Origin of the sequence: Thermococcus sp. P6, from assembly GCF_002214525.1 — an archaeon.
In the GTDB taxonomy this organism is placed as follows: domain Archaea; phylum Methanobacteriota_B; class Thermococci; order Thermococcales; family Thermococcaceae; genus Thermococcus.
In genome coordinates this window covers 1,414,969-1,437,843 of sequence record NZ_CP015104.1, presented here as the reverse complement: position 1 = coordinate 1,437,843, position 22,875 = coordinate 1,414,969, and the positions used below count along the sequence as shown (strand labels likewise).

The window sequence follows — 22,875 nt, the reverse complement described above, 5'->3', positions numbered from 1 at the left end:
TTTTTGCCAAATTAAACGAAAAATTTTTATAGAGCGCTAACGTAGGTATTCCGAAAACAAGATTTAGGAGGAATGAAAGATGGCTCAGTTAGTTGGACAAGGTGGACAGCCGGTTGTTATTCTGCCTGAGGGGACCCAGAGGTACGTTGGAAAGGACGCCCAGAGGCTGAACATCCTCGCGGCAAGAATAATAGCCGAAACCGTCAGAACAACCCTCGGACCCAAAGGAATGGACAAAATGCTCGTAGACAGCCTCGGAGACATCGTAATCACCAACGACGGCGCCACAATCCTCGACGAAATGGACATCCAGCACCCGGCTGCAAAAATGATGGTTGAAATCGCCAAAACCCAGGACAAAGAAGCCGGCGACGGAACCACAACAGCCGTCGTCATAGCCGGCGAACTTTTGAAGAAAGCCGAAGAACTCCTCGACCAGAACATTCACCCAAGCATAATCATCAAAGGTTACACAATGGCCGCCGAGAAAGCCCAAGAAATACTCGACAACATGGCCAAGAAGGTAACCCCCGACGACGAGAAAACCCTGAAGAACATAGCCATGACCGCAATCACCGGCAAGAACGCCGAGAGCCACAAGGAGCTCCTCGCAAACCTCGCGGTTGAGGCGGTTAAGCAGGTGGCCGAGAAGGACGGTGAAACTTACAAGGTGGACATCGACAACATCAAACTCGAGAAGAAGGAAGGAGAGAGCGTCGAGGAGAGCGAGCTCATCCGCGGCGTCGTCATCGACAAGGAGCGCGTTCACCCGAGGATGCCCAAGAGAGTTGAGAACGCCCGGATTGCCCTCATAAACGAGGCTCTCGAGGTCAAGAAGACCGAGACGGACGCCAAGATAAACATCACCAACCCGGATCAGCTCACGAGCTTCCTTGAGCAGGAGGAGCGCATGCTGAGGGAGATGGTTGAGAAGATTAAGGATGCTGGGGCGAACGTTGTTTTCGTCCAGAAGGGTATTGATGATCTCGCCCAGCACTACCTCGCCAAGTACGGCATCCTTGCAGTGAGGCGCGTTAAGAAGAGCGACATGGAGAAGCTCGCCAAGGCAACTGGGGCCAAGATAGTGACGAACGTCCGCGACCTCACCAGTGACGACCTCGGTGAGGCCGAGCTTGTCGAAGAGCGCAAGGTTGCGGGAGAAAACATGATCTTCGTTGAGGGCTGCAAGAACCCGAAGGCCGTCACCATACTCATCAGGGGCGGAACGGAGCACGTTATTGACGAGGTTGAGAGGGCCCTCGAGGATGCTATAAAGGTTACGAAGGACGTCATGGAGGACGGTGCTATCCTCCCAGCGGGCGGTGCGAGCGAGATTGAGCTCGCCATTAGACTCGACGAGTACGCGAAGGAAGTCGGCGGCAAGGAGGCCCTCGCCATCGAAGCCTTTGCGGAAGCAATCAAGGTTATTCCGAAGACGCTGGCGGAGAACGCTGGGTTGGATCCGATAGAAGTGCTCGTTAAGGTGGTGAGCGAGCACAAGGAGAAGGGGCCGAACGTTGGCATTGACGTGTTCGAGGGCGAGCCGGCCGACATGATGGAGCGCGGCGTCATAACACCCCTTAGAGTCCCCAAGCAGGCCATCAAGAGCGCCAGCGAAGCAGCAATAATGATACTCAGAATCGACGACGTAATAGCGGCCAAGGTGAGCAAGCCGGAGGGCGGCTCTCAGGGAACCCCCGGCGGAATGGGTGGAATGGGCGGCATGGACATGGGAATGTGATGCCCTTCAACCTTTTTTACCTCCTTTACCCGTAAGGTTTATGACCTGTTCTTCTGAGGGATGAAATGGAGGGTGAGAGTGTGAGTCTGGTTATGTGGTTGAGAACCGGCCTGTTGATGGCCCTGCTAACGGGTCTGCTGATGGCCATAGGCTACCTCTTCGGCGGGCCGAACGTGGCATTTTTGATGTTCATCTTCTCACTGGTCTTTAACTTCATCACCTACTGGTACAGCGACAGGATCGTCCTCGGCTGGTACCGGGCAAGGGTGGTGGATGAACACGAAGCACCGGAACTCTACGCGGTGGTCAGAAAGCTCGCGGGGAACGCGGGCCTGCCGGTTCCGAAGGTTGCCATAATTCCAACCGAGACGCCCAACGCCTTCGCAACCGGCCGGGATCCAAAGCATTCGGTTGTTGCAGTCACCACGGGGCTTCTAAGACTCCTCAACAGGGACGAGCTCGAAGGGGTGATAGGCCACGAGCTGACCCACATAAAGAACCGCGATATGCTCATAGGAACCTTCGCCGCAGCCATGGCGGGCGCGATAGTCCAGCTGGCCTACTGGGCCCGATGGATAGCCATATTTGGAGGCTTCGGGGGGGACCGGGACGATTCCTCCAACGTGCTAACCGCCATCCTCGTGGCCATCCTCGCCCCCATAGCGGCAATGCTAATACAGGCCGCCGTGAGCAGGTCGAGGGAGTTTCTGGCGGACGAGGGGGGCGCCAGAATCAGCGGCAAGCCCCATGCCCTGGCCAGTGCCTTAATGAAGATCGAGAATGCAGTCAGATACAGACCCATGAGGGAGGGCAATCCCGCTACTGCGCACATGTTCATAATCAACCCCTTCAGGGGAATGAGCCTCGCCAGCCTGTTCTCCACGCACCCGCCGACGGAAGCGAGGATAGAGAGGCTCAGAAAGATAGCCGAGGAAATGGGAATCTACTTCTAAAGGTCAACCCCGCGGGTCATGCAACCGTCCACCACCACCGTCGAACCGAGCATGTAGAAGGAAGAATCGCTCAGGAGGAAGGCCACGAGAGAGCCGAGCTCTTCCCATTTACCCGTTCTTCGAAGGGGGCTTCTCCTCAGAACCTCCCGCTCCCAGACCTCTTCAAAGTCCTCTCCCCTCTCCCGGGAGAGTCGCAGGAGGTTCTTCCGTGCTCCTGGCGTGTCGAAGCTACCGAGCAGAACGCTGTAGGCCCGTATCCCCTTCCCTCCGTAGGTTCTCGAAAGGCTCTTGGTTAGCTGAATCAGGCCGGCCCTCGTAACGTCCGCCAGAACAAGCGGGGGCATCGGCTCTTTAACCGAAACGGAGTTCAGGTAAACGAGCGTTCCCTTTCTCCCCTCCTCAAGCCATCTCCGGAGGAGGAGCGAGGTCAGGTAACCGGGAGCGACCGTGTGAAGGGCCGATGCCTCGACCCAGTCTTTATATTCCGCGTCGTGGAGGAGGCAGGGCTCACAGGCAACGTTGCCGGCGTTCCAGACGAGGGCGTCGATTCCGTCGAGGAGCTCCCATCCCTTCTCGATCAGGGCTTCGAGGTCTTCCCTTTTCAGGAGGTCGCACCTGACCCCGTGGACCTCACCGTAGCCCGAGAGCTCATCAACGGCCCTCCTCAGGTTTTCTTCGCTCCGCGAGCTCACCACCACCCTTGCGTTCCTCTTCAGCAGTTCCCTCGCGACGTTGAAGCCTATCCCCCTCGAAGAGGCCGTCACAACAACACCGAGTCCCCCGAGGTCTATCTCCACGCCCATGATGGTTGCTCCCTTCATGGATTAATAAACGTTGGCCATATTCCGGCGGGCTTCCGATTTAAGGGAGTACCCTTAACGGCAGAACGGCGGGCAAAATTTTATACGTCCCGGATCCAACCCACCCCCATGTCGGAGCCAAAGGATATCGTCCTGAAGGAGAGCGAAGAGGTTGAGGGTACCCCTGTTGAGGGCCCATGGCTTGACGAGGTTTCCAGTCTGGAAGAGGTGATGGACTACTACCCCAGCATAGGCTTTCAGGCAACGCACCTCGGGAGGGCCGTGGAGATCTGGAGGAAGGTCGAGAAAAAGCGAGCGGAAGGCGGGGAAGTAAGGGTTTTCCTCGGCTACACCTCCAACATAATCTCCTCCGGATTGAGGGAGCTGATCGCGTGGCTCGTTAAGAACGGGAAGGTGGACGTTATAGTGACCACCGCCGGGGGGATCGAGGAGGACTTCATAAAGACGCTGAAGCCATTCATTCTCGGCGACTGGAACGTTAACGACGCCCTGATGCGGGAGAAGGGAATAAACAGGATAGGCAACATCTTCGTCCCCAACGACCGCTACATCGAGTTCGAGAAGTACATGCTTCCCTTCTTCGAGCGGGTTCTCGAGATGGAGGAAAAGCGGGGGCAACCTTTAACGGCCAGCGAGTTCATCCACGAGATGGGCCGTTTCATGGATGAAAAACTCGGGAAGGAGAAGGAGAGGAGCGTTCTCTACTGGGCCTACAGGAGGAACGTTCCGGTGTTCTGCCCCGCCATCACGGACGGCTCCATCGGGGACATGCTCTACTTCTTCAAGGAGGAGAGGGGAGACAGGGAGCTGGTCATAGACATAGCCAACGACATAGTGAAGCTCAACAACCTCGCCGTTACGGCGAAGGAAACCGCCTCGATAATCCTCGGGGGCTCACTCCCCAAGCACGCGATAATAAACGCCAACCTCTTCAGGGAGGGCACGGATTACGCGATATACGTCACCACGGCCGTTCCATGGGACGGTTCGTTGAGCGGTGCCCCTCCGAGCGAGGGCGTCAGCTGGGGCAAGATAAGGGCGAAGGCGGACTACGTCGAGATATGGGCGGACGCGACGCTGGTTTTCCCCCTTCTGGTCTGGAAGGTCATGAAGGGGTAGGATCTTTACCTTCTTCCACATCGAGAAGGCTTAGAAGGGCATCCTCCCCTCCCGGGAGCACCAGCGGTCTTGAAAGGTGCTTCCTCGCGTCGGGAGGAACTTCGTAGATCTTCCTCTCCAGTTTCCGGGGGACCTCAACAGGGATGAGCTTCTTCGGCATCTTGTAGCCGCAGCGCTTGCACTTGAGGTAGTCGCCCTTGCTCTTCATCGTTCCCCCGCATTTCGGGCACTTCGGCTTTTCGTACCTTACCTCGGGGACGAGCCTGACCGGATAGAACTTCTCGAGGTTTAGGGTGAGAACGCCGAGGTGCTCCTTAACGCCGCCGGCGGCTATTATCTCATCACCCGGAAGGAGTTTCCTGACGTGGTTCCTGAACTTCTTCGTCGGCTCGAAGGCCGCCACCCTTATCCTCCCCGTCCCGTCCTCGAGTTCGAAGAAAACGTGCCTCCCCCTTTCCCAGTAGGGCGCAACCACCCTCCCCCTGACGACGGCACTGTCGTAGGGCTTTAGCTCGCGGATTTTCTTCGGCGTCAGGTGATCGTCCGTGTTCTGGTTTGTCACGTAGAGCTGATGGAAGGCGACCTCCTCCTCAAACTCCACCATCTCAAAGGTCCGAAGAACCCTGCCCCTGTCGATTCCCCTTATCCCAGCGAGGACGGGATCCTTTCCGTGGGGTGTTATCAGAACGGTCCCCTCGTGGGGGTCCACGTTGTCGTAGGTGAAAGGATAACTCCAGCGATCCGCCCTGAAAACGCTCTCCATGTTCACCCTCCGCCGTGTTCCCCAGTTTTCGGGCTTTCTGTAGACGAGCAGTTCGTAGGTAAACCGCCGAAGGGGGTAGCCGATCGACGCAAGGGCACCTATGATGCCCCTGCCGAGCTTGAACCTGAAGACCTCGGCCCCTATCCTTTCCGCAACTTCCTCCGCTTCCCCGATCGAGACGTGCTCTCTGAGGGCTTTGAGCGAGAACTCCCTCAGCTCCCCGGGGACGTCCCCACGGAGAAAGGCAACGCCGGGGTTGGTGTTCTCGTGGGAGAGGTCTGAGAGTTCGCCCACCTTTTTGAGGACGAGGTCTTTTATCTCCTGCAGGGCATCTTCGCTCGCCTCAAAGGTCATCGCGACCGCTCCGTTACCGCGGGTCTTGTAGGGTACGTTCGGATTGAGCCTTATCAGTCTCGGGAGACCGAGGGGCTCCGCCATCCGAGAAATCTCGCGGTAGAGGAGCGCGCCGATGTAGGTGGTGCACATTCCCTCCGGTGAGTCGGTGTCGTCGATTCCGATGTGGATCCTCATCGATGAAAGAGACGAAGGGGGCTTTAAAAATCAACCGGAGCCGTCATCCCGGAACCTCTCGTAGCAGAGCACGTCAACGAAGCCCTCACCCGGGACGTACTGGTGCTTCCTCCATCGTCCGGCCAGTGTGAAGCCGTTCTTTTCCAGCACGCGTATTGAAGCGACGTTGGGCTCGAAGACGTGTGCGTAGACCTTTCGAAGGTTGAGCCACTCGAAGGAGTACTCGAGGGCGAGTTTAACAGCTTCACTGGCGTACCCGTGTCCCCAGCTCTCTCTGGCGAGGAAGTAGCCAATCTCCGCCCTTCCGTTGCGGTAATCGATATTATGGAGGCCTATCAACCCAACCGGGGAGCGTGAGGAGTTCTCAATTATCGTGAAGACCCGCTCTTTATCCTTCTCCCTTCTGAGGGCCTCATACCACCCGAGTTCGTCCTCGTAGAAAAGCATCTCCTCGGGATGGGAGAGGTACCTCCTGACCTCACCGCTGCCGTACCACTCCCACACCAGCCTTAGATCCTCCTTGAGGAGGGTTCCGAGTGAAACGAGATCGCCCCTGAGAACCACCGGCCTCATGGGAACACCTTAAATTTATTAAGGTCCTCGTATATTTAAGAATGATGGACAGGCAAAAACTCATCAGAACGGTCGAGGCCATACTCAGGGGCACGGGATACAAAACGGCGCGGATGGACCTCAGGAGTTCGTGCTTCGACATAGTGGCGAGCAGGTTATTCCTCCTGCTCTTCCTAAAGGTGGTAACCAACGTTGATACCGTCACCAGGGAGCAGGCAGAAGACCTCAAGCGGCTATCCGGGTTCTTTAATGCCTCGCCGCTCATAGTGGGCTTGAAGGCGAAGAACGCCGAACTTGAGGAGGGGGTCGTTTACGAGAGGTTCGATATCTACGCGCTGAGGCCCGAGACGCTCTACGACATCCTCGTCGAGAACGAGCTTCCGGCCATATTCGCGGAGCGCGGGGGTTTCTACGTCCGCATAAACGGTGAACTTCTGAGGAAGCTGAGGGAGGAACACGGTTATTCCATAAACGAACTCGCCCGTCTTCTCGGCGTTTCGAGGAAGAGCCTGATAAACTACGAACGGGGCAATCAAGCGGTTTCCCTTGAGGTTGCGCTCAGGTTGGAGGACATCTTCAACGAGCCTCTCGCCGAACCCATAGACGTTCTCCACTCCTCGGTTAAGGCGAACATCAACGTAAGCCCCGAGAGTCCCCTCGAAAGGGAGGTATTCAAGCGCCTGAAGGCCCTCGGTCTCGGCGTTATGAAGGTCAGGAGGGCACCCTTCAACGCGGTATCGAAGGAGGACGACCTCAAAATCCTCACGGGCATAGACGAGAGGAAGACCCGCTCAACGGTCAGAAGGGCCGAGATGGTCGCAGAGGTGAGCAGGGTTATCAACAGCGACGGTGTTTTCATACTGGAGAAAACGAGGACCGACGTGATCGGGGAGGTCCCCCTGATACCCAAGGACCGCCTGAAGGAGATAAAGGACGCCGACGAGCTCGTGGAGATGATAGAGGAACTCAAGAAGGAGATAAAGAAGGGGCTCTTCACCTGAAGAGGACCCGCCTCCATACCTCCCGCAACTTCCGGGCGTACCTTTCGGGAGACGCTATGAGGATCGCCCACCGCGGTGTCTGGCGCCGTTTGAGGGCGTTCGCCAGGGGTGTAACCTTTCTCAGGGGCTTTAATTCCCCGTTGCCCAGAAGGACGTTTATTTCCGCTGCCTTGAGCCTCGGCTCGCTGAGCATTAGGTCTGCCGTGCTGAACTCAAGGATAACCTCCCCCTCCCTTGCCCCCACCGCATCCGCGAGGTTCCTCTCGATCTCACGCCTGCGCTCAACGTTCCTATACGCTATCAGGAGCTCCCTCTTCTCCTCTCCCGTCAGCTCATCCGCCCCGGCCAGAACCGCAGCCTTGTAAAGCTCGCGGTACTTGATCCGTTTCACCATCTCCGAGGGGAGGCCCTCGAGATCCTCGAGCTCCACGAGAACCCTGCAGTCCGTCATGCGCCAGAAGTCCCATAGGTGGCCCTCCTCAAGGGCGAATTCAAGGGCACGGGTCAGCATGCCCTCGGCTATCTTAACGGTGTGGTGGAAGTAAACCCTCGAGTACATCAGAGAGCGCGCCACCATCATACCCTCAACGGCCTCCACTCCCTTCTCATCCACAACGAGCTCATTCTTATATACCCTGAGAACCTTCATGAGCCTCTCGAGGTCTATTATTCCGTGGGCAACGCCCGTGTAGTGGGCATCCCTCACGAGGTAGTCCAGCTGGTCAACGTCCACATCCCCGTGCAGCATGCTGCCGAGGTAGCCTTTCTCGTGCTTTCCGAGGATAAGATCGGCAACGTCCCCCGGCGAGAAGTCGTAACCGTAGCTTTCTATTATCTCGGGTATCCTTCCCCCGTTCTCGCTCTCGGTGATGTTCGTCTTCCCGAGTATCATTTCCCGACCGAGGCGCATGTGGTCGCGCTCCTTTACGTAGTGCCGGTATATGGTCTCGAAGGTATGGCTGAAGGGGCCATGTCCTATGTCGTGGAGGAGCGCTCCCACCTGCAGGAGCATGCTTTCGTTCTCCTCAAGTCCGACCTCCTGAGAGAGCCTTCTGGCGAGGTGCCACGCCCCGAGGGAGTGCTCGAAACGGCTGTGGTTCGCACCGGGATAGACGAGGTAAGCCAGCCCGAGCTGTTTTATGTTCCTCAGCCTCTGGAACTCCGGGGTTTTAACGAGGTCGAGGATAAGCCCCGTGATCTTCATACTACCGTGAACTCCGTCGTGAATGATCTTCCCATCCATAACCACCACCGCTGGAATTTTGAAGGAGGGGTTATATAAACCTTCAGCATTGTGACGAACAACGTCCCCCAACCCCTTCCGATCACCCGAACAGTCCCAGCGCCGGGAGGAGGGTTATCATCATGCTGAGCAGTCCCCCGAGGATCAGCGCCGGAACCGTTTTCCTCATCTCGATGGCGAGGATGTAAGCGGCCAGAGCTCCGGTCCAGACCCCGGTTCCGGGGAGGGGAACGGCGACGAAGAGGAGGAGCCCGAGAAAGCCCCATTTCTCCACGTAGGGGTGGGCCTTTTTCCTAACCCTGTTGACGTAGTAGATGTAGAGAGTAGCAACCTTCCCAAGGGGCGTCCCCTCGAGCCAGAGCATGAGCCTGTCTATGTAGGGCAATACTGCTGGGAGGAGGAGTGAAAGGAGCAGAACGCCGAGGGAAGCCACCAACAGGGTTGACCATACTGGATAGCCCCTTCCAATACCGTAAACGATGGCGTATCGACCTTCAAAGGTGGGAACCAGCGATAGGAGGAAAACCTGAAGGAGATCATTCAACGTCGAGCACCCCCAGTCCGAGCTTTTTGATGATGGCCCTATAGAGCGGGAGCCACGACTTCTGGGTACACTCCACCAGCATAAAAACCCACGGGCCGAGGAGCAGGCCGAAGAGAACGTCGCTCAACCAGTGAACGTGAAGGAACAGCCTTGAGAGGGCGATTAATATGGCGTAACCCCACCACAGGGCTTTGTATCCGGGGAAGCGCTCGCTCAGGAAAGAGGCCAGAATCGAGGCCCTCGTGGTATGCCCCGAAGGAAAAGCGAAGTAATCGGCGTTCCTCAGTGATCCGAGGAGGCTCCAGTGAACCCCGGTCCCTCCGGGTCGTGGAACACCCGTCAGGACCTTCAGCAGACCAACCATCACCATGCCGATGGGAATCGAGAGGACGAAGCTCAGGGTGGAGGGCCTGAGCTTACCCCCCTTCAGATCCCACAGAAGGAAGAGAAGAACGTAAATCACCGAAGCCCAAAAACCGGCGGAGTTCGTTATGAGACCTATCAGCGTAGGGTTAACGGAGGGAGTGCGGGCGTAGATGTAAGCGTTTACGCTCTCGAGCCATCCCAGAACCTGAGCCACGAGCAGTATAACGAGCGCGAGGGTGAGTAGCTGGAGCTTCTTTCCTTCCGGAGGCATGGGAAGGGAAACACGGGGGGATAGATAAAAGTTTCCCTAAATTATACCCTCTCCGTAGAGGGCGTGGTAAGTTTTGAGCAGAGCCTCCCGAACCCTCTTCGGTCCGAAGGTCCTCACGGCCCTTCCGAGGCCCTCGTTGTAGATCCTCCTCATGATAAAGTCCGTCCCGCGGTTCAGGTTCAGCCTTTCCTGATTTTCGAGGTAGAGCCTCGCTATCTCCTCCGGCTCCCTGTAGTTCAGCCCCTTGAGCCACTTCAGGGGGATCCCGTCTTTAAAACGCTTCGTCACCTCGAAGCTTATGACGGTAACCTCATCGTCCCCGTAGAGCTCGCCGTATATCCTGTTGAGCTCCCCCAGAAGCTCCCTGACGTCCCGGAAACCGTCGAGTTTTGCATCCCTATCGGTCAATTCTCGAACCTTTTTCCTTTCGATGCCTGTTATCCTGATCTTCGCCACCGCGGTATCGCTCGGCGTTAGGACGAGGTAAACCTCGCTCCCGGGTTCCGCCTCGTAGTTCCCGTAGCGTATCGTGGTGACCTTATCCCCTCGCAGTATCCTCGATTTGTAGGCGGAGTCAATCAGAAGGAACTTCCTTATCTGAACGCTCTTCATCCTCAAGGTTCAGCCCCCTCACTATATCGAGGACATCCTCGAGTTTCCCGGTTGTAAAGTCGGCGTAATCCAGATACTCCAGCTCCCTGTCGGCGTACTTGCCGTACCTGAACCACACGGTTTTCATACCTACCTCCTTCGCGCCGTAGATATCGGAATAGAGCCGATCGCCAACCATAACGGCCTCCTCCGGTTTGACGCCCATGCTCCTGAGGGCCTTATGGAATATCTTGGCGTGGGGCTTCTTGACCCCAAGGTAATCGGAGATGAAGACGCCGTCGAAGTAATCATCGAGCTCGAGGCGGATGAGCTTCTCCCACTGCTTCACGGGGTTACCGTCCGTGATTATGCCGAGTCGATAGCCGGATTTTTTGAGCTCGAGGAGAAGCCTTCTCGCCCCACGGACGCTCTTCAGGTAGGCGAACTTCGTGTTGTGGTAGGCAACCACCCCCGCCGCAACCCATCGCGGATCGCTCGGAAGGTCAAGTCTCCGGAGAAGGTAGTCGAAATGCCTGCCGAAGTTACTCCCGTACTCGTTTATGAGCTCAAGGAGTTCCCCGTAGGCGGTGTCGAAGTCAACGGGAAGACCGTGGCGGATCATGTTCTCCACGGCGTTCCGTCTGGCCATCTCCGCCAGCCGGCTGGTGTCGACGAGCGTATCGTCGAGGTCGAAGAAAACCACCTTTATCATCCACTCACCCTTTTTGTATTCTCCGTTTGTTTATTTAACCCTGTCGATGTCAAGGAACGGGCCCTTTCCCTTCCTCGCTTCCCTTCTTGCCCACCGCAGGGCCCTGAAGTACTCGTGCTCTTCCATCAGCTCCTCGAGGAGGTCCTTAAGCCTGAAGGTGAGCGAGTTCTCGGTCGTTGCGGCGAATATGACGTCCCCAAGGTTCAGGGACCGGACGGAGCCGATAACATCCTTCAGGGCTTCGTTTTCGAGTTCATGCATTATCACGAACTTCCTCTCGTGCCAGTCGCCGGAACCGCGAAGCTCCTCCGCCCTTTCAACCACGTCCCTGACGACCCAGTCCCCGCAGTACTCTGGAACCTCAAAGACCGGAACGTCGATGGCTTCCCTGAGTTTTTCGACCTCTCTGGAATTAAAACCGATTATCAAAACCTTCGAGCTCATCCCACCATCCTCCGTACCCTTTCCACCAGCTTCTTCATCGCCTCTTCGGCCGGACAGCGGAGGAAGACGTCCGCTATGGGCGTTATGCCGCTCTCCCTGACGTTCACCTCGATCACCTTTCCGCCGGTTTCCTTGACCATCACAGGTATGTAAGCTGCCGGGTACACGACGCCGCTCGTCCCTATCACGAGGATGAGATCCGCCCTCTCCGCGAGGCTGAAGGCCTTCTCAAGGGCTTTTTTCGGGAGGGGTTCTCCGAACCACACGACGTCAGGCCTCAGCAGGGAACCGCATTTCGGACACCTTGGGAGGGCTTTCTCCTTCAGGAACTCTTCCACACGTCCGCTGGCCTTGAGGTCTTCAACGTAAGCACACGAGGTGCACCTGACCCTGAAGATGTTGCCGTGGAGTTCCACGACGTTCCCGCTACCGGCTTCCCGATGGAGGTCGTCAACGTTCTGGGTTATCACGGCCTTTAACAGGCCCATCCTCTCCAGTTCCGCGAGGGCCCGGTGGGCGGCGTTGGGCCGGGCTCTCAGTATGAGGTTCATGCGCCACCTGTAGAAACTCCAGACGAGATGGGGGTCCTTCCTGAAGGCTTCGGGTGTGGCCAGCTCCTCCGGGCGGTGGCTCTTCCAGAGGCCGCCGGGACCCCTGAAGGTGGGAACGCCGCTCCCGGCACTTATACCGGCACCGGTGAAGGCTATCGCAAACCTCGAACGTGCCAGCAGTCTGGCGGCTTCGTCTATCATGGTTTCAGGTACGCAGCGCCCTTTAAAAATCATGTCCAAGAACGTATCACCGAAGAATCTTTGAAGCGATCTTCACGTTTCCGCAGGAGGGTTTAAATTGTATTCATGAGAGCATTCGCCGGTGAGAAACATGCCTGTGTCGGATGGGGTTCAGAGGGAGAGGATCACCACCTCCCACGGACGGTACTATCAGGCGAGACTCGCGGCCCAGAGGCGCAAGAAGCTAACGGTCATCCAGAGCATACGAAAAAGGAAAGGAGCGAGGGGCATACGCACGAGCCCGATACGCGTGGAGAAAGGGCACATAACGGGTAAAGAGGCCCTTGCCATACTCGTTGGAACCCAGATAGGAGCCGGTGTCCTCGGACTGCCCTACGCGGCGAGCAAAGTGGGGTTGATACCCGCCCTCGGTGTGCTAATCGGGGCGATGTTCCTCATGCTCGGTACGGCGTTGATAGTGCTGAAGTTCAGCGCCAGTATGGGAGGGGCCCAGATGAGCACCCTCGCCCGGAGAACCCTCGGGAAAGCGGGGGGATGGCTGATGTACCTGAGCGTCAGCCTGATGAGCTTCGGGGCGATCCTCGCCTACACCGCCGGCATGGGAAACGTCTTCGCCAGTCTCTTTGGGATCAGCGACACGATGGGGGCGGCCATCTTCTGGTTTCTGGCTTCCATCGTAGTTTACAGGGGGCTGGAAGCCAGCGGGAAGACCGAGCTGATAATGAGTTACGTCATGCTCCTCCTCTTCATCGGGGTCACCGCCATGCTCCTGCCCCACGCGAACCCGGAAAAGGCCCTCTACGTAAGGTGGAACGGTCTGCTGAGCATAACCGGTGTGGCCATCTTCGCCCTCGGCTGCCACACGGTGATCCCGGACGTTTACAGGGGGCTTGGAAGTTACGCGGAGACCAGAAGGGTGGTCGCGCTGGCGTTCCTCATACCAACGGTAATCTACGCGGTATTCATGGCCTCCTTCCTCCTCGTCTTCGGAGAGAAGACTCCTCAGGTGGCCACCCTGGCCCTCGAGAGCCTGTACGGAAGATCCGGACGGCTCGTGGGTAACCTGATACCCCTGCTCGCCATAACGACGAGCTTTATAGGCATCGCCCTGGCACAGCAGAGCAACAACGAGGAGTTCCTGGGGATGAGGAGGAAGGCTGCATGGGCCCTGACGGTCGTTCCCCCGGCGGTGCTTTACTTTGCAGGCGTAAGGGACTTTGCCAACGTTCTGGCCTTCGCCGGCGATACCGGGGACCTGATGGCCTTCGTGGTGCTCCCGGTGTTGATATGGCTGGCCTCGAAGCTCCAAAAATGAGCATCCCTGCCTATCTTTTTCTCCCGATGTCCTCTTCTGCAGGTATGAATAGATGAGGTAAGGTTTATATTCTCCGGCTCAAACCTACATCGAGGTGTTACCATGGGGGAGGAATACAGGGCCTATCGCGACAGGGTTTTAAACTTTCTGGAGGAGCACGAAAGGTGGAGGAGCAACACCATAAACCTCATAGCGAGCGAGAACATCACTTCTCCAAGCGTTAACAGGGCCGTGAGGAGCGGCTTCATGCACAAGTACGCCGAAGGCTGGCCAAAGCAGAGGTACTATCAGGGTTGCAAGTACGTTGACGAGGTCGAGCTCATAGGCGTTGAGCTCTTCACCAGGCTTTTTAGGAGCGATTTCGCCGACCTCAGGCCGATCTCCGGAACCAACGCCAATCAGGCCGCTTTCTTCGGACTGACACAGGCGGGCGATAGGGCCATAGTTCTCCACACCAGCCACGGCGGGCACATAAGCCACATGCCCTTCGGTGCCGCTGGAATGCGCGGTCTGGAGGTCCACACGTGGCCCTTTGACAACGATGAGTTCAACATCGACGTTGAGGGGGCCGAGAAGCTCATCCGCGAGCTCGAGCCGAAGGTTGTCGTCTTCGGTGGTTCGCTCTTCCCGTTCCCGCATCCGGTTAAGGAGCTCGCCCCGGTTGCCAAAGAGGTAGGGGCCTACGTGATGTACGATGCCGCACACGTGCTCGGTCTGATAGCGGGAGGGCAGTTCCAGGACCCGCTTCGCGAGGGGGCCGACGTCATAACCGCCTCGACCCACAAGACCTTCCCGGGACCGCAGGGCGGTGTCATAATCTACAAGCGCTTCGGGGAGACGGAAGAGATAGCCAGACTCCAGCAGGCCATCTTCCCCGGTGTGCTCAGCAACCACCACCTCCACCACATGGCAGGAAAGGTTATCACCGCCGCCGAGATGCTCGAGTACGGAGAGAAGTACGCGACGCAGGTGGTGAAGAACGCAAAGGCCCTCGCAGAGGCCCTCGCAGAGGAGGGCTTCAAGGTCGTCGGTGAGGACAAGGGTTACACCGAGAGCCATCAGGTGATCGTGGACGTTTCAGAACTCCATCCGGCCGGAGGAGGCTGGGCGGCTCCCCTGCTCGAGGAGGCCGGGATAATCCTCAACAAGAACCTGCTTCCATGGGACCCGCTCGAGAAGGTCAACGAGCCGAGCGGACTGCGCATAGGCGTTCAGGAGATGACCCGCGTCGGCATGCTCGAGGGGGACATGAAGGAGATCGCCCGCTTCATCAGGCGCGTCCTCATCGACGGAGAGGATCCGAAGAAGGTCGAGCGCGACGTCTTCTACTTCAGGCAGAACTTCCAGAAGGTCTACTACTCCTTCGATTACGGCCTCCCAATGAAGGAATGATCTCCGTTCTTTTTTCAATTTCAGTGTGTAGTAATTGAGATTTTTTCAGTGTTTTTCAGACTTGTCTCCCGAAACGGGGGTGTTAATTGGGAGGTTTCCATGTTTCAAAGCCACACGTTGGATTTTATTTTAGAAAAAGTTATAAACGAGGCCTTCAACGTCCATCGATGGTGGTGGCTCACCCCATCTATACATCCCCCTGAGTACCATCGCTCAAATAAGCTGGTTAAAATAAGGGATAAAATCCACTTCAAACCGATTTGAAACCGTGACAACCTTTAAAAAATCCGGAAAAGTACTTCCACCGGGGAAGGCCATGAGAAGGGCGATTCCGGTTCTGCTGATAGCCCTGCTGATTCCGGCGGGGTACTACATAGCCTCGAGGGGAAACGACGGAACCCGGAACCTTCCGGAAGGTGGGGGAGTGGTTCTGGGGCTCGATAAAACGACCTATTCCCCGGAGGATACGATGACCCTCACGATAAGCAACGGGGCTAACGTTAGCGTCACCACGGGCTACGCCTTCAAACTTTACAGGCTGGAAGGCGGGGAATGGAAGGAGGTTCCGCTGGAGCTGGCGTTCATTGAGATGGCCGTGACGATCGAGCCCGGTCGGAGCTGGGAGCAGAAGATCGATCTTTCCAAGCTTCATCTGGAGCCGGGACGTTACAGGATCACGAAGACGGTCGTTCTGGAGTATGAGAAGGCCGTCAGCAAGGAGCTTGGAGTGGAATTCGAGGTAGCAACGTGAGGCGGACTTTCTGACCCTTCCTCCTTCCGCTGGCAAAACTTTTTATTCTCATCCCCCTACTCAACCCTCGGCGGGAGGGAAAAAAGATGAAGTTCTGTCCCAAGTGCGGTAACCTGATGCTCCCTGACAGGAAGAGAAAGGTCTGGGTCTGCCGTTCATGTGGCTATGAGGAACCCTTTGATGAAGAAAAGGACAGGGAGAAGACCGTCATAAAGCAGAAGGTCGATCACAAGCCCGACGAGGGGGTCATAGTGGTCGACAGGGACGTTAAAACCCTACCAACGACCAAGGTCACCTGTCCGAAGTGCGGCAACGACACGGCCTACTGGTGGGAGGTTCAGACGAGGGCCGGCGACGAGCCGAGCACTATATTCTACAAGTGCACGAAGTGCGGCTACGTCTGGAGGTCCTACGAGTGAACAGGCTTGAGCTGGAGACCCTGAGAAAGCTCGCCGAGAAGGCCCTCAAGGAGCTTGAAGAGGCCTACATGAGGGTACCCGATGTGGATAACGGAAAAGCTTATTTATTTCGAGGCAAAGAGAGGGTCAGGCTGATGCTCAACATACTGAAGGAGGTGGAAGAATGACGTTCGAGATAGTCTTCGATGGTGCCAAAGATTTTGCCGACCTCATTGCGACGGCAAGCAACCTCATCGACGAGGCCGCCTTCAAAATAAAGAAGGAAGGAATAAGCATGCGCGCCATGGACCCGAGCAGGGTCGTTCTCATCGACCTCAACCTGCCCGAGGGAATTTTCTCCAAGTACGAGGTCGAGGAGGAGGAAACGATAGGGATAAACATGGATCACTTCAAGAAGATACTGAAGAGGGGGAAGAACAAGGAAACGCTCATACTCCAGAAGGGCGAGGAGAACTTCCTCGAGGTGACCTTTGAGGGAACCGCAAAGAGAACCTTCCGATTACCCCTGATAGAAGTTGAGGAGCTTGAGCTCGACCTTCCCGAGCTTCCCTTCACGGCCAGAGTGGTTCTGCTCGGAGAGGTCCTGAAGGAGGCCGTTAAGGACACCTCCCTCGTTACGGACGCCATCAAGTTCATCGCCACCGAAAACGAGTTCACCATGAGGGGAGAAGGAGAAACGAGCGAGGTCGAGATAAAGCTGACCCTTGAGGACGAAGGCCTGCTCGACCTGGAGGTTGAGGAAGACACCAGAAGCGCCTACGGTATCAGCTATCTGGCTGACATGGTGAAGGGCATCGGGAAGGCCGACGAGGTTATAATCCGCTTCGGCAACGAGATGCCCCTTCAGATGGAGTATCCAATAAGGGACGAGGGCAGGTTGATGTTCCTTCTCGCTCCTCGCGTTGAGGAGTAACTTCTTTCCATTTCTCTTCGGCTGGTGGGAGCGTGGACATCGTCAGGCTCAGGGAACTGCTCGAAGCAGAGCTTTCGTCGCAGGATCTGACGGAGTTAAACGAGGATTTCTACCGCGAGTTTGACAGCCTCATGAAGGCCCTCAAGCTGGGGGCGGAAAGTTCTCGCGAGAGGGAGGAACTCGTAGAGGAGCGTCTCTATCTGGCACAGCTGAGAATAGCGGAGAAACTCATGCGAGAGATGATCCGGGTAAGGCTGCACAAGATCGTTGACCTCGCTGTGAAAGGAATTCCGTACGGCCTGACGAAGGAGGAGAAGAAGGTCTTCGCTGTGCTCAGGGCCTTCATAGAACGGGAGGAGTTACCCGGGGGAGAGGAGGAGGTTACCGAAGTCCCGGAAGAAAAAGAACCTCCCAGAAGGAAGACCAGAGGAGAGGCCTACATAATCAAGATCGACCTGCCCCGCATACTCGACGAAGAACTCGGGGAGCACGGTCCCTTCAGGGCCGGTGATCTTGCCGTAATTCCCCGGAGCATCGGGGAGGTTCTTGTAAAGAGGGACGCTGCGGAGAGGGTAAGGATAGCCCCGTGATGCTCATGCCCTTCTCAATCCGGAACACCCGATAAATACCGGTTTTCTCTGCCCGGAGGAGGCTAAGCTGCCGGAAGGCTTTCATTCTGGAGAGAGGTTCAAGCAGCGTTCTCCCGGCCATCCTCCAGCTTGTAGGCCAGCGTTTTGGATCCATCCATGTCAAACCTCCTCGCGAGTCCTCCAAACCATAACTGCACTTCCCCGGCCATTCTTGAAGGGGAAGAACTCAGGGGTTTTCTAAAGGTTCCGGAGGGAGTCGTTCCGGCTCTCGATACCCCGCTGAACGACCCATCATTCAACACGGCTTGACGTCAGGAAAGTTTTAGGTCCGATCTATGTTCTCCCCTTCTGCCAATCGGGTAGCCATTTCAATTACAAGATGACAGGAAATATGGGGGCCACTTGAATTCGGCCCCAAAAAGCCATTAGCTGGATTGAATATACATCATTTTGGTATCTGTAAAAGAACCAAAAAGTTTATATACCAGAACCAATATGGTTTATAGTGAGGAAACTTAAGAAAAGAGGTGATGGAAAATGGTAGCGATAGGAGAAAAGTTCCCGGAGGTCGAGGTCAAGACCACCCACGGGACCATAAAACTGCCGGACTACTTCGCGGAGAAGGGCAAGTGGTTCCTGCTGTTCAGCCACCCGGCCGACTTCACGCCGGTCTGCACAACGGAGTTCTACGGCATGCAGAAGAGGGTCGACCAGTTCAGGGAGCTCGGCGTCGAACCGATAGGACTGAGCGTCGATCAGGTCTTCAGCCACATCAAGTGGATGGAGTGGATTAAGGACAACCTCGGCGAGGAGATAACCTTCCCGGTCATAGCGGACGATCGCGGCGACCTCGCCGACAAGCTCGGAATGATACCCCTCGGTTCAACCAGCACCGCCAGGGCCGTGTTCGTCGTTGACGACAGGGGCATCATAAGGGCCATCGTCTACTATCCCGCTGAGGTCGGCAGGGATTGGGACGAGATACTCCGCCTCGTGAAGGCGCTGAAGATAAGCACCGAAAAAGGCGTTGCACTGCCCCACAAGTGGCCCAACAACGAGCTCATCGGCGACCGCGTCATAGTTCCGCCCGCGGCCAGCATCGACGAGAAGAAGCAGAGGGAAGAGGCCAAGGCCAAGGGCGAGATCGAGTGCTACGACTGGTGGTTCTGCCACAAGAAGCTCGAATGATCCCCTTTCCTTTTTTAAACCATTTTAAAGGCCTTTTCCGGGATTTTAATTGACCATCATGACACCTTTTTCGAGAAAAGCATCCACAATAGGAAGTAAATAAGAAAGACCCAAAAGGGCAGAATTCCGGAAATACGACGGAAATAAAAACATCAGAGGAGCCCTTCTATGAGCTCCCCAACGTTTCCACGGGCCTTTCCGCGGAGTCCCTCGAGATGGCTGCTCAAAGCCTCCCCAATGCCGTGAACGAAGAGATCGAGCGCCTCGTTCTCATCAAGCCCCCTTGAGCGGAGGTAGAACAGCGCATCCTCGTCGAACTGCCTGACCGTTGAGGAGTGGAAGGCCGCCTCCACCTCCCCCGTATCGACCTCGAGCATCGGCACGCTCACTCCAAGCGACCCTTCGTCCATCACGGTAACCTGAGATACCACGCCGCTCGATGCGTTCCCCGCGCTCTCGAAGACCTTTGCCGTGCCCCTGTGGACGGTCCAGCCGTTTTTATACGAGAAGCCGTGAACCCTCGTTTCACTTTTGCTCTTTTCACCGTACTGGAGAACGTTGGTAACGTAATCCACGGCCCCCCCCATGGAAACCGGCATACCCCTGAGGATCAGCTCGCTTCCGGCCCCCTCGAGGGAGTAGTCCTCACGGTGATGGCTCATCTCCCCGGCCCTTAAGAGCGTGAAGGCTCTGACCCTGCTTTTCTCACCGAGGCTCCCCCTGAGCAGGTAGTGGGATATCCCGCGGTGCCTTCCAACGGTTAGAAGCTCGATCTCCGAACCCTTGGCTTTGAGCTCCACCACTAAGGACTTCGTCCCCTTTTCAGTCAGGTCGTAGATGACAACCGGGACCCTGACGTTCTCGGCCTCGATGCTTATGTGGTGGCTGACGAAAGCCCTACCCGAGAGGTGGGAGACTATAACGAGCGGTTCCTTCAGATTCTCCTTGATTCTCAGCAGATAGGCATTCCTGAGGGCATAGAAGTGAAAGCCGAGAATCCTCGACTCCTCTGGCCGGGAGAGGTCCAACGTTCCCTCACCGAGCTCAACACCCTCGGGAAGGTTGAACTCAGCCCCGCTTCCCGAGAGGGTAACGTGTCCCTTCACCGGGGTCTCTCCGGGTTCCGCCTCGATGGGAAGCTTCAGCGGGGAGTTCTCCTCAAAAAGCCTCCACTTCGTGTAACTTCTTATCGTCGGGCTGTCCCCGTACTTCTGGTACTCGAGCTTTTCAAGGAATTCGGGGGTTACGTTAAACATCATCCAACACCTCCAACCTCGCTGAACTCGAGCTCTATGACCTTCTTGAGAACCTGAACGTACTCAAAGGGCAGTCCCTCGAGAACCTCGCTGATGAAACCGAGGACTATCAGGCTCTTCGCCTCCTCCTCGCTTATGCCCCTCTGGTTCATGTAGAAGAGCTTGTCTTCGCCGAGCTTTCCAGTGGTGGCCTCGTGGATTATGCTCGCCCTCGGCTCGTCGCTCTGGTTGTGCGGATAGGTGTAGGCCTTGCTCCTCTCATCGAGGATGAGCGAGTCGCACGAGACCGCTGCCGTTGAGTTCTCGGCGCCTTTGGCTATCCTCACGAGCCCGCGGTAGATGTTTATCCCCCCGTTGGCGCTTATGCTCTTGGAGATTATCTTCGAGCTCGTGTTTCTGGCGAGGTGCCACGTCTTCGCCCCGGTGTCCTTGAGGTACGGGCCGTTGCTAAGGGACACCACGTACTGGGCCGTTCTCGCCCCTTCACCCTTTAGAACACTGGAGGGGTAGGTGTAGGTTACCCTGCTCCCTATACTCCCCTCAATCCACTCAACGTAGGCGTTTTCCTCGACTATTGCACGCTTGTTGTTGAAGTTGATGACGTTTCTGCTCCAGTTCTGGATTGTCGTGAACTTAACGGTGGAGTTTTTGTGGGCATATATCTCGACCATTCCATCGTGGAACGAGGAGCTTTTGTACATCGGCGCGCTGCAGCCCTCTATGAAGTGAACGTAGCTTCCCTCATCGGCGACGAGGAGTGTGTGCTCGAACTGACCCTCTAAGGCGGAGCCTATGACGAAGAAGGCCTCTATGGGGAAGGGCACCCTGACACCCTTCGGGATGTAGACGAAAGCCCCACCGCTCCAGAGGGCATGGTGCAGGGCTGAGAACTTGTGGTCCCCGGGCGGAAAAACCCTTCCAAAGTACCTCTTCACCACATCGGGGTACCTTCTAACGGCCTCCTCCATGGGTATCATAATTATCCCTTTCTTCTTGAACTCCTCCTTGAGCCGGGAGTAGACGCTCTCGCTGTCAAAACCGGCCGTGAGACCCGCCAGAAACTTCTTCTCTATCTCGGGAATGTCCAGCCTCTCGAACACCCTCCGGATGTTCTCCGGCAGATCCTCCCAGCTCCTGACCTCGTTGTCCACCCCGGGTTTGGAGTACAGAGAAAAACTCTCCACATCGAGCTCATCTATCCCATAGACCCACTTTGGCATGGGGAGCTTTCGAAAGAGCTCGAGGGCCTTCAGGCGATGCCTGAGCATCCAGTCGGGTTCCTTTTTTATGCGGGATATCTCCCTGACGGTGTCTTCCGTTATCTCGCCCCGAAGCTCTATCTCCTTGGGGTAGGGAAGAGACTGACCGAGGATCTCCTCGAGGGATCCCGCCTTCAGTATCTCCTCAAGCTTTGAGTGCTGCTCCATCTTCTCCCACCGCCGTAAAGCCCTTTTCCTCTATGAGTTTTACGAGCTCCATTCCGCCGGAAACGGCCAGCCTTCCGTCCTTGATAACGTGCACCATCTGGGGGTTAAGGTACTCGAGGATTCTGCCGTAGTGCGTGATGAGAAGGATTGAAGTTCCCTCCCTGTGAAGCTTTGATATCAACCCCGCTATAACCTTCAGGGAGTCAACGTCAACACCGCTGTCCGGCTCATCCAGAATGAGGAGTTTCGGCTTTACGAGGTAAGCCTGAAGCATCTCGAGCTTTTTCCTTTCACCGCCGGAAAAGCCGACGTTGAGCTCTCTGGATAGCATCCCCCTGTCCAGACCCAGCTCCTCGACGGTTTTGAAGATAAGGTCGTAGGCTTCGACTTCGTTGATACCCCTGAGGTTCTTGAGAGTCCTCTGAAGGAAGTTGATCACCTTCACGCCCTCAACCTCAACAGGGTTCTGGAAGCTGAGAAAGATCCCCGCTCTGGCCCTTTCTTCGGGTTTTGCGCCGGTTATGTCCTTCCCCTCGAAGAGTATTCTCCCCCGGGTAACGGTATAGCGCGGATGGCCCGCTATCGTCAGGGCCAGCGTGGACTTCCCAGAGCCGTTGGGTCCCATGACGACGTGGAGCTCGCCCGGTGCGAGTTCAAGGTTCATCCCTCTGAGGATTTCCTTTTTCCCAACGTTAACGTGGAGATTCTCAACCTTCAGCATGTTCATCACCACTTCCTTTTTACCCGTGATTGGGTAGGAGAGTACACTTTTAAAACCTTTCTTCTCAATAATGGGTATTTCGGGAACCAGAAATCCCTTTGATACCCCCTGAATCCGGAATGATCCGAAGGTGGTGTGAATCTACCGTTCCCTTCCTTTCCCTCCGCGTGAGTTCCGGTTTTTGGAAAAATTCCAATACCAAAATTATCATGCAGTTTTTGGAAAAATTCCAATACCAAAATTATCATGCAAATAACGATTATACATTTTATATGGTACCAAAACTATCATTTTCGTTATAATCTTCCAAAATATCATTTGATTTTAAACTCCATAGCCACCTTCCCAACGGTACCAGACTCTCCAATATCTTGAAAATTTTCAAAATATCTGGCGATATTGTTGATTATAAAACTATAATCATCCAAAAGCTTTAAATACTATACAATACAAATAATAACGCCTCTGGTTGGAGTGA

26 protein-coding genes are annotated in these 22,875 nt (G+C 56.0%); 12 read left to right on the top strand and 14 right to left on the bottom strand.

Annotated features, from left to right (window positions below; translation table 11 throughout):
• The first annotated feature begins 79 nt into the window (after positions 1 to 79).
• Both thsB and A3L12_RS07765 read left to right on the top strand, forming a co-directional pair.
• Positions 80 to 1,741 (top strand): thermosome subunit beta, encoded by a 1,662-nt coding sequence (gene thsB / locus A3L12_RS07770; protein ID WP_088883085.1) that lies wholly within the window; start codon positions 80 to 82, stop codon positions 1,739 to 1,741.
• Positions 1,742 to 1,821: 80 nt separating this feature from the next.
• The gene (locus tag A3L12_RS07765; protein ID WP_088883259.1) at positions 1,822 to 2,694 is read left to right on the top strand and encodes a zinc metalloprotease HtpX; all 873 of its coding nucleotides are present in this window, start codon (positions 1,822 to 1,824) and stop codon (positions 2,692 to 2,694) included.
• Here A3L12_RS07765 and A3L12_RS07760 read toward each other — a convergent pair.
• Complete coding sequence (locus A3L12_RS07760) at positions 2,691 to 3,515, bottom strand: SDR family oxidoreductase (RefSeq protein ID WP_232462887.1); 825 nt, start codon at positions 3,513 to 3,515, stop codon at positions 2,691 to 2,693. The two genes, A3L12_RS07765 and A3L12_RS07760, sit on opposite strands and share 4 nt — an antisense overlap.
• Positions 3,516 to 3,623: 108 nt before the next feature.
• Between A3L12_RS07760 and A3L12_RS07755 the strand changes: the two genes are divergently transcribed.
• A complete protein-coding gene (locus A3L12_RS07755) occupies positions 3,624 to 4,634 on the top strand; it encodes a deoxyhypusine synthase (RefSeq protein ID WP_088883084.1) in 1,011 nt (336 codons plus the stop codon).
• Here A3L12_RS07755 and tiaS read toward each other — a convergent pair.
• Together tiaS and A3L12_RS07745 are read right to left on the bottom strand one after the other, a co-directional pair.
• Positions 4,621 to 5,928, bottom strand: coding sequence for a tRNA(Ile2) 2-agmatinylcytidine synthetase TiaS (gene tiaS, locus A3L12_RS07750; RefSeq protein ID WP_088883083.1), 1,308 nt, complete (start codon positions 5,926 to 5,928; stop codon positions 4,621 to 4,623). The two genes, A3L12_RS07755 and tiaS, sit on opposite strands and share 14 nt — an antisense overlap.
• A 30-nt stretch (positions 5,929 to 5,958) precedes the next feature.
• Positions 5,959 to 6,501 carry a GNAT family N-acetyltransferase gene (locus A3L12_RS07745; RefSeq protein ID WP_088883082.1) on the bottom strand — a complete coding sequence of 181 codons (543 nt, stop codon included), beginning with the start codon at positions 6,499 to 6,501 and terminating at the stop codon, positions 5,959 to 5,961.
• A 44-nt stretch (positions 6,502 to 6,545) separates the two neighbouring features.
• On the opposite strand from A3L12_RS07745, the gene A3L12_RS07740 reads away from it, so the two are divergent.
• Positions 6,546 to 7,502, top strand: a complete 957-nt coding sequence (locus A3L12_RS07740) for a transcriptional regulator (RefSeq protein ID WP_088883257.1) — start codon at positions 6,546 to 6,548, stop codon at positions 7,500 to 7,502.
• Here the strand turns inward: A3L12_RS07740 and A3L12_RS07735 are convergent.
• The 7 genes from A3L12_RS07735 to cobB form a co-directional block, all read right to left on the bottom strand.
• Entirely contained in the window at positions 7,495 to 8,745 is a 1,251-nt protein-coding gene (locus A3L12_RS07735) for an HD domain-containing protein (protein WP_088883081.1), read from the bottom strand. The two genes, A3L12_RS07740 and A3L12_RS07735, sit on opposite strands and share 8 nt — an antisense overlap.
• Positions 8,746 to 8,827: 82 nt before the next feature.
• Positions 8,828 to 9,289 carry a COG2426 family protein gene (locus tag A3L12_RS07730; protein ID WP_088883080.1) on the bottom strand — a complete coding sequence of 154 codons (462 nt, stop codon included), beginning with the start codon at positions 9,287 to 9,289 and terminating at the stop codon, positions 8,828 to 8,830.
• Positions 9,282 to 9,926 carry a phosphatase PAP2 family protein gene (locus A3L12_RS07725; RefSeq protein ID WP_088883079.1) on the bottom strand — a complete coding sequence of 215 codons (645 nt, stop codon included), beginning with the start codon at positions 9,924 to 9,926 and terminating at the stop codon, positions 9,282 to 9,284. Before A3L12_RS07725 ends, A3L12_RS07730 begins: the two co-directional genes overlap by 8 nt.
• Positions 9,927 to 9,962: 36 nt before the next feature.
• Positions 9,963 to 10,538 (bottom strand): ASCH domain-containing protein, encoded by a 576-nt coding sequence (locus A3L12_RS07720; protein ID WP_198300078.1) that lies wholly within the window; start codon positions 10,536 to 10,538, stop codon positions 9,963 to 9,965.
• Positions 10,501 to 11,229 (bottom strand): TIGR02253 family HAD-type hydrolase, encoded by a 729-nt coding sequence (locus A3L12_RS07715; protein ID WP_088883077.1) that lies wholly within the window; start codon positions 11,227 to 11,229, stop codon positions 10,501 to 10,503. Before A3L12_RS07715 ends, A3L12_RS07720 begins: the two co-directional genes overlap by 38 nt.
• A gap of 30 nt (positions 11,230 to 11,259) precedes the next feature.
• Positions 11,260 to 11,673, bottom strand: coding sequence for a DUF3783 domain-containing protein (locus A3L12_RS07710; protein WP_088883076.1), 414 nt, complete (start codon positions 11,671 to 11,673; stop codon positions 11,260 to 11,262).
• A complete protein-coding gene (cobB, locus tag A3L12_RS07705; RefSeq protein ID WP_088883256.1) occupies positions 11,670 to 12,425 on the bottom strand; it encodes an NAD-dependent protein deacetylase in 756 nt (251 codons plus the stop codon). The genes A3L12_RS07710 and cobB overlap by 4 nt, the downstream gene beginning before the upstream one ends.
• Positions 12,426 to 12,555: 130 nt before the next feature.
• Between cobB and A3L12_RS07700 the strand changes: the two genes are divergently transcribed.
• The 8 genes from A3L12_RS07700 to A3L12_RS07670 all read left to right on the top strand — a co-directional run bounded on the left by A3L12_RS07700 (position 12,556) and on the right by A3L12_RS07670 (position 18,993).
• On the top strand, positions 12,556 to 13,740 hold the full coding sequence (locus A3L12_RS07700) for an aromatic amino acid transport family protein (protein ID WP_088883075.1): 1,185 nt from the start codon (positions 12,556 to 12,558) through the stop codon (positions 13,738 to 13,740).
• 102 nt (positions 13,741 to 13,842) lie between these two features.
• Positions 13,843 to 15,132, top strand: coding sequence for a serine hydroxymethyltransferase (gene glyA, locus A3L12_RS07695; RefSeq protein WP_088883074.1), 1,290 nt, complete (start codon positions 13,843 to 13,845; stop codon positions 15,130 to 15,132).
• Positions 15,133 to 15,448: 316 nt separating this feature from the next.
• A complete protein-coding gene (locus tag A3L12_RS07690) occupies positions 15,449 to 15,883 on the top strand; it encodes an immunoglobulin-like domain-containing protein (protein WP_088883073.1) in 435 nt (144 codons plus the stop codon).
• An 86-nt stretch (positions 15,884 to 15,969) separates the two neighbouring features.
• Positions 15,970 to 16,302: a transcription factor S gene (locus tag A3L12_RS07685; RefSeq protein WP_088883072.1), complete on the top strand. Its 333-nt coding sequence runs from the start codon at positions 15,970 to 15,972 to the stop codon at positions 16,300 to 16,302.
• Positions 16,299 to 16,469 carry a hypothetical protein gene (locus A3L12_RS08380; RefSeq protein WP_198300042.1) on the top strand — a complete coding sequence of 57 codons (171 nt, stop codon included), beginning with the start codon at positions 16,299 to 16,301 and terminating at the stop codon, positions 16,467 to 16,469. Before A3L12_RS07685 ends, A3L12_RS08380 begins: the two co-directional genes overlap by 4 nt.
• Positions 16,466 to 17,215, top strand: coding sequence for a DNA polymerase sliding clamp (locus A3L12_RS07680; RefSeq protein WP_088883071.1), 750 nt, complete (start codon positions 16,466 to 16,468; stop codon positions 17,213 to 17,215). Before A3L12_RS08380 ends, A3L12_RS07680 begins: the two co-directional genes overlap by 4 nt.
• Positions 17,216 to 17,247: 32 nt before the next feature.
• Positions 17,248 to 17,805: a hypothetical protein gene (locus A3L12_RS07675; protein ID WP_088883070.1), complete on the top strand. Its 558-nt coding sequence runs from the start codon at positions 17,248 to 17,250 to the stop codon at positions 17,803 to 17,805.
• Between the two features lie 537 nt (positions 17,806 to 18,342).
• Positions 18,343 to 18,993 (top strand): peroxiredoxin, encoded by a 651-nt coding sequence (locus A3L12_RS07670; RefSeq protein WP_088883069.1) that lies wholly within the window; start codon positions 18,343 to 18,345, stop codon positions 18,991 to 18,993.
• Positions 18,994 to 19,145: 152 nt separating this feature from the next.
• Here the strand turns inward: A3L12_RS07670 and A3L12_RS07665 are convergent, their stop codons facing one another.
• Genes A3L12_RS07665 through A3L12_RS08330 form a run of 4 tightly spaced genes read right to left on the bottom strand, consistent with a single transcriptional unit; the run spans position 19,146 to position 22,645 of the window.
• Positions 19,146 to 20,252 (bottom strand): SufD family Fe-S cluster assembly protein, encoded by a 1,107-nt coding sequence (locus A3L12_RS07665; protein WP_394335076.1) that lies wholly within the window; start codon positions 20,250 to 20,252, stop codon positions 19,146 to 19,148.
• Positions 20,249 to 21,676 (bottom strand): Fe-S cluster assembly protein SufB, encoded by a 1,428-nt coding sequence (sufB, locus tag A3L12_RS07660; RefSeq protein ID WP_088883068.1) that lies wholly within the window; start codon positions 21,674 to 21,676, stop codon positions 20,249 to 20,251. The genes A3L12_RS07665 and sufB overlap by 4 nt, the downstream gene beginning before the upstream one ends.
• The gene (gene sufC / locus A3L12_RS07655) at positions 21,654 to 22,397 is read right to left on the bottom strand and encodes a Fe-S cluster assembly ATPase SufC (RefSeq protein ID WP_088883067.1); all 744 of its coding nucleotides are present in this window, start codon (positions 22,395 to 22,397) and stop codon (positions 21,654 to 21,656) included. Before sufC ends, sufB begins: the two co-directional genes overlap by 23 nt.
• Positions 22,398 to 22,402: 5 nt before the next feature.
• Positions 22,403 to 22,645 carry a hypothetical protein gene (locus A3L12_RS08330; RefSeq protein ID WP_157726719.1) on the bottom strand — a complete coding sequence of 81 codons (243 nt, stop codon included), beginning with the start codon at positions 22,643 to 22,645 and terminating at the stop codon, positions 22,403 to 22,405.
• Between the last annotated feature and the right edge of the window lie 230 nt (positions 22,646 to 22,875).

What these genes read in the sequence shown, in the direction of transcription:
- thsB (WP_088883085.1), top strand. Translation starts at nt 80, where the DNA reads ATGGCTCAGTTAGTTGGACAAGGTGGACAGCCGGTTGTTATTCTGCCT.
- A3L12_RS07760 (WP_232462887.1), bottom strand. Translation starts at nt 3,515, where the DNA reads ATGAAGGGAGCAACCATCATGGGCGTGGAGATAGACCTCGGGGGACTC.
- A3L12_RS07755 (WP_088883084.1), top strand. Translation starts at nt 3,624, where the DNA reads ATGTCGGAGCCAAAGGATATCGTCCTGAAGGAGAGCGAAGAGGTTGAG.
- tiaS (WP_088883083.1), bottom strand. Translation starts at nt 5,928, where the DNA reads ATGAGGATCCACATCGGAATCGACGACACCGACTCACCGGAGGGAATG.
- A3L12_RS07745 (WP_088883082.1), bottom strand. Translation starts at nt 6,501, where the DNA reads ATGAGGCCGGTGGTTCTCAGGGGCGATCTCGTTTCACTCGGAACCCTC.
- A3L12_RS07740 (WP_088883257.1), top strand. Translation starts at nt 6,546, where the DNA reads ATGGACAGGCAAAAACTCATCAGAACGGTCGAGGCCATACTCAGGGGC.
- A3L12_RS07735 (WP_088883081.1), bottom strand. Translation starts at nt 8,745, where the DNA reads ATGGATGGGAAGATCATTCACGACGGAGTTCACGGTAGTATGAAGATC.
- A3L12_RS07725 (WP_088883079.1), bottom strand. Translation starts at nt 9,926, where the DNA reads ATGCCTCCGGAAGGAAAGAAGCTCCAGCTACTCACCCTCGCGCTCGTT.
- A3L12_RS07720 (WP_198300078.1), bottom strand. Translation starts at nt 10,538, where the DNA reads ATGAAGAGCGTTCAGATAAGGAAGTTCCTTCTGATTGACTCCGCCTAC.
- A3L12_RS07715 (WP_088883077.1), bottom strand. Translation starts at nt 11,229, where the DNA reads ATGATAAAGGTGGTTTTCTTCGACCTCGACGATACGCTCGTCGACACC.
- A3L12_RS07710 (WP_088883076.1), bottom strand. Translation starts at nt 11,673, where the DNA reads ATGAGCTCGAAGGTTTTGATAATCGGTTTTAATTCCAGAGAGGTCGAA.
- cobB (WP_088883256.1), bottom strand. Translation starts at nt 12,425, where the DNA reads ATGATAGACGAAGCCGCCAGACTGCTGGCACGTTCGAGGTTTGCGATA.
- A3L12_RS07700 (WP_088883075.1), top strand. Translation starts at nt 12,556, where the DNA reads ATGCCTGTGTCGGATGGGGTTCAGAGGGAGAGGATCACCACCTCCCAC.
- glyA (WP_088883074.1), top strand. Translation starts at nt 13,843, where the DNA reads ATGGGGGAGGAATACAGGGCCTATCGCGACAGGGTTTTAAACTTTCTG.
- A3L12_RS07690 (WP_088883073.1), top strand. Translation starts at nt 15,449, where the DNA reads ATGAGAAGGGCGATTCCGGTTCTGCTGATAGCCCTGCTGATTCCGGCG.
- A3L12_RS07685 (WP_088883072.1), top strand. Translation starts at nt 15,970, where the DNA reads ATGAAGTTCTGTCCCAAGTGCGGTAACCTGATGCTCCCTGACAGGAAG.
- A3L12_RS07680 (WP_088883071.1), top strand. Translation starts at nt 16,466, where the DNA reads ATGACGTTCGAGATAGTCTTCGATGGTGCCAAAGATTTTGCCGACCTC.
- A3L12_RS07670 (WP_088883069.1), top strand. Translation starts at nt 18,343, where the DNA reads ATGGTAGCGATAGGAGAAAAGTTCCCGGAGGTCGAGGTCAAGACCACC.
- A3L12_RS07665 (WP_394335076.1), bottom strand. Translation starts at nt 20,252, where the DNA reads ATGATGTTTAACGTAACCCCCGAATTCCTTGAAAAGCTCGAGTACCAG.
- sufB (WP_088883068.1), bottom strand. Translation starts at nt 21,676, where the DNA reads ATGGAGCAGCACTCAAAGCTTGAGGAGATACTGAAGGCGGGATCCCTC.
- sufC (WP_088883067.1), bottom strand. Translation starts at nt 22,397, where the DNA reads ATGCTGAAGGTTGAGAATCTCCACGTTAACGTTGGGAAAAAGGAAATC.
- A3L12_RS08330 (WP_157726719.1), bottom strand. Translation starts at nt 22,645, where the DNA reads ATGATAATTTTGGTATTGGAATTTTTCCAAAAACTGCATGATAATTTT.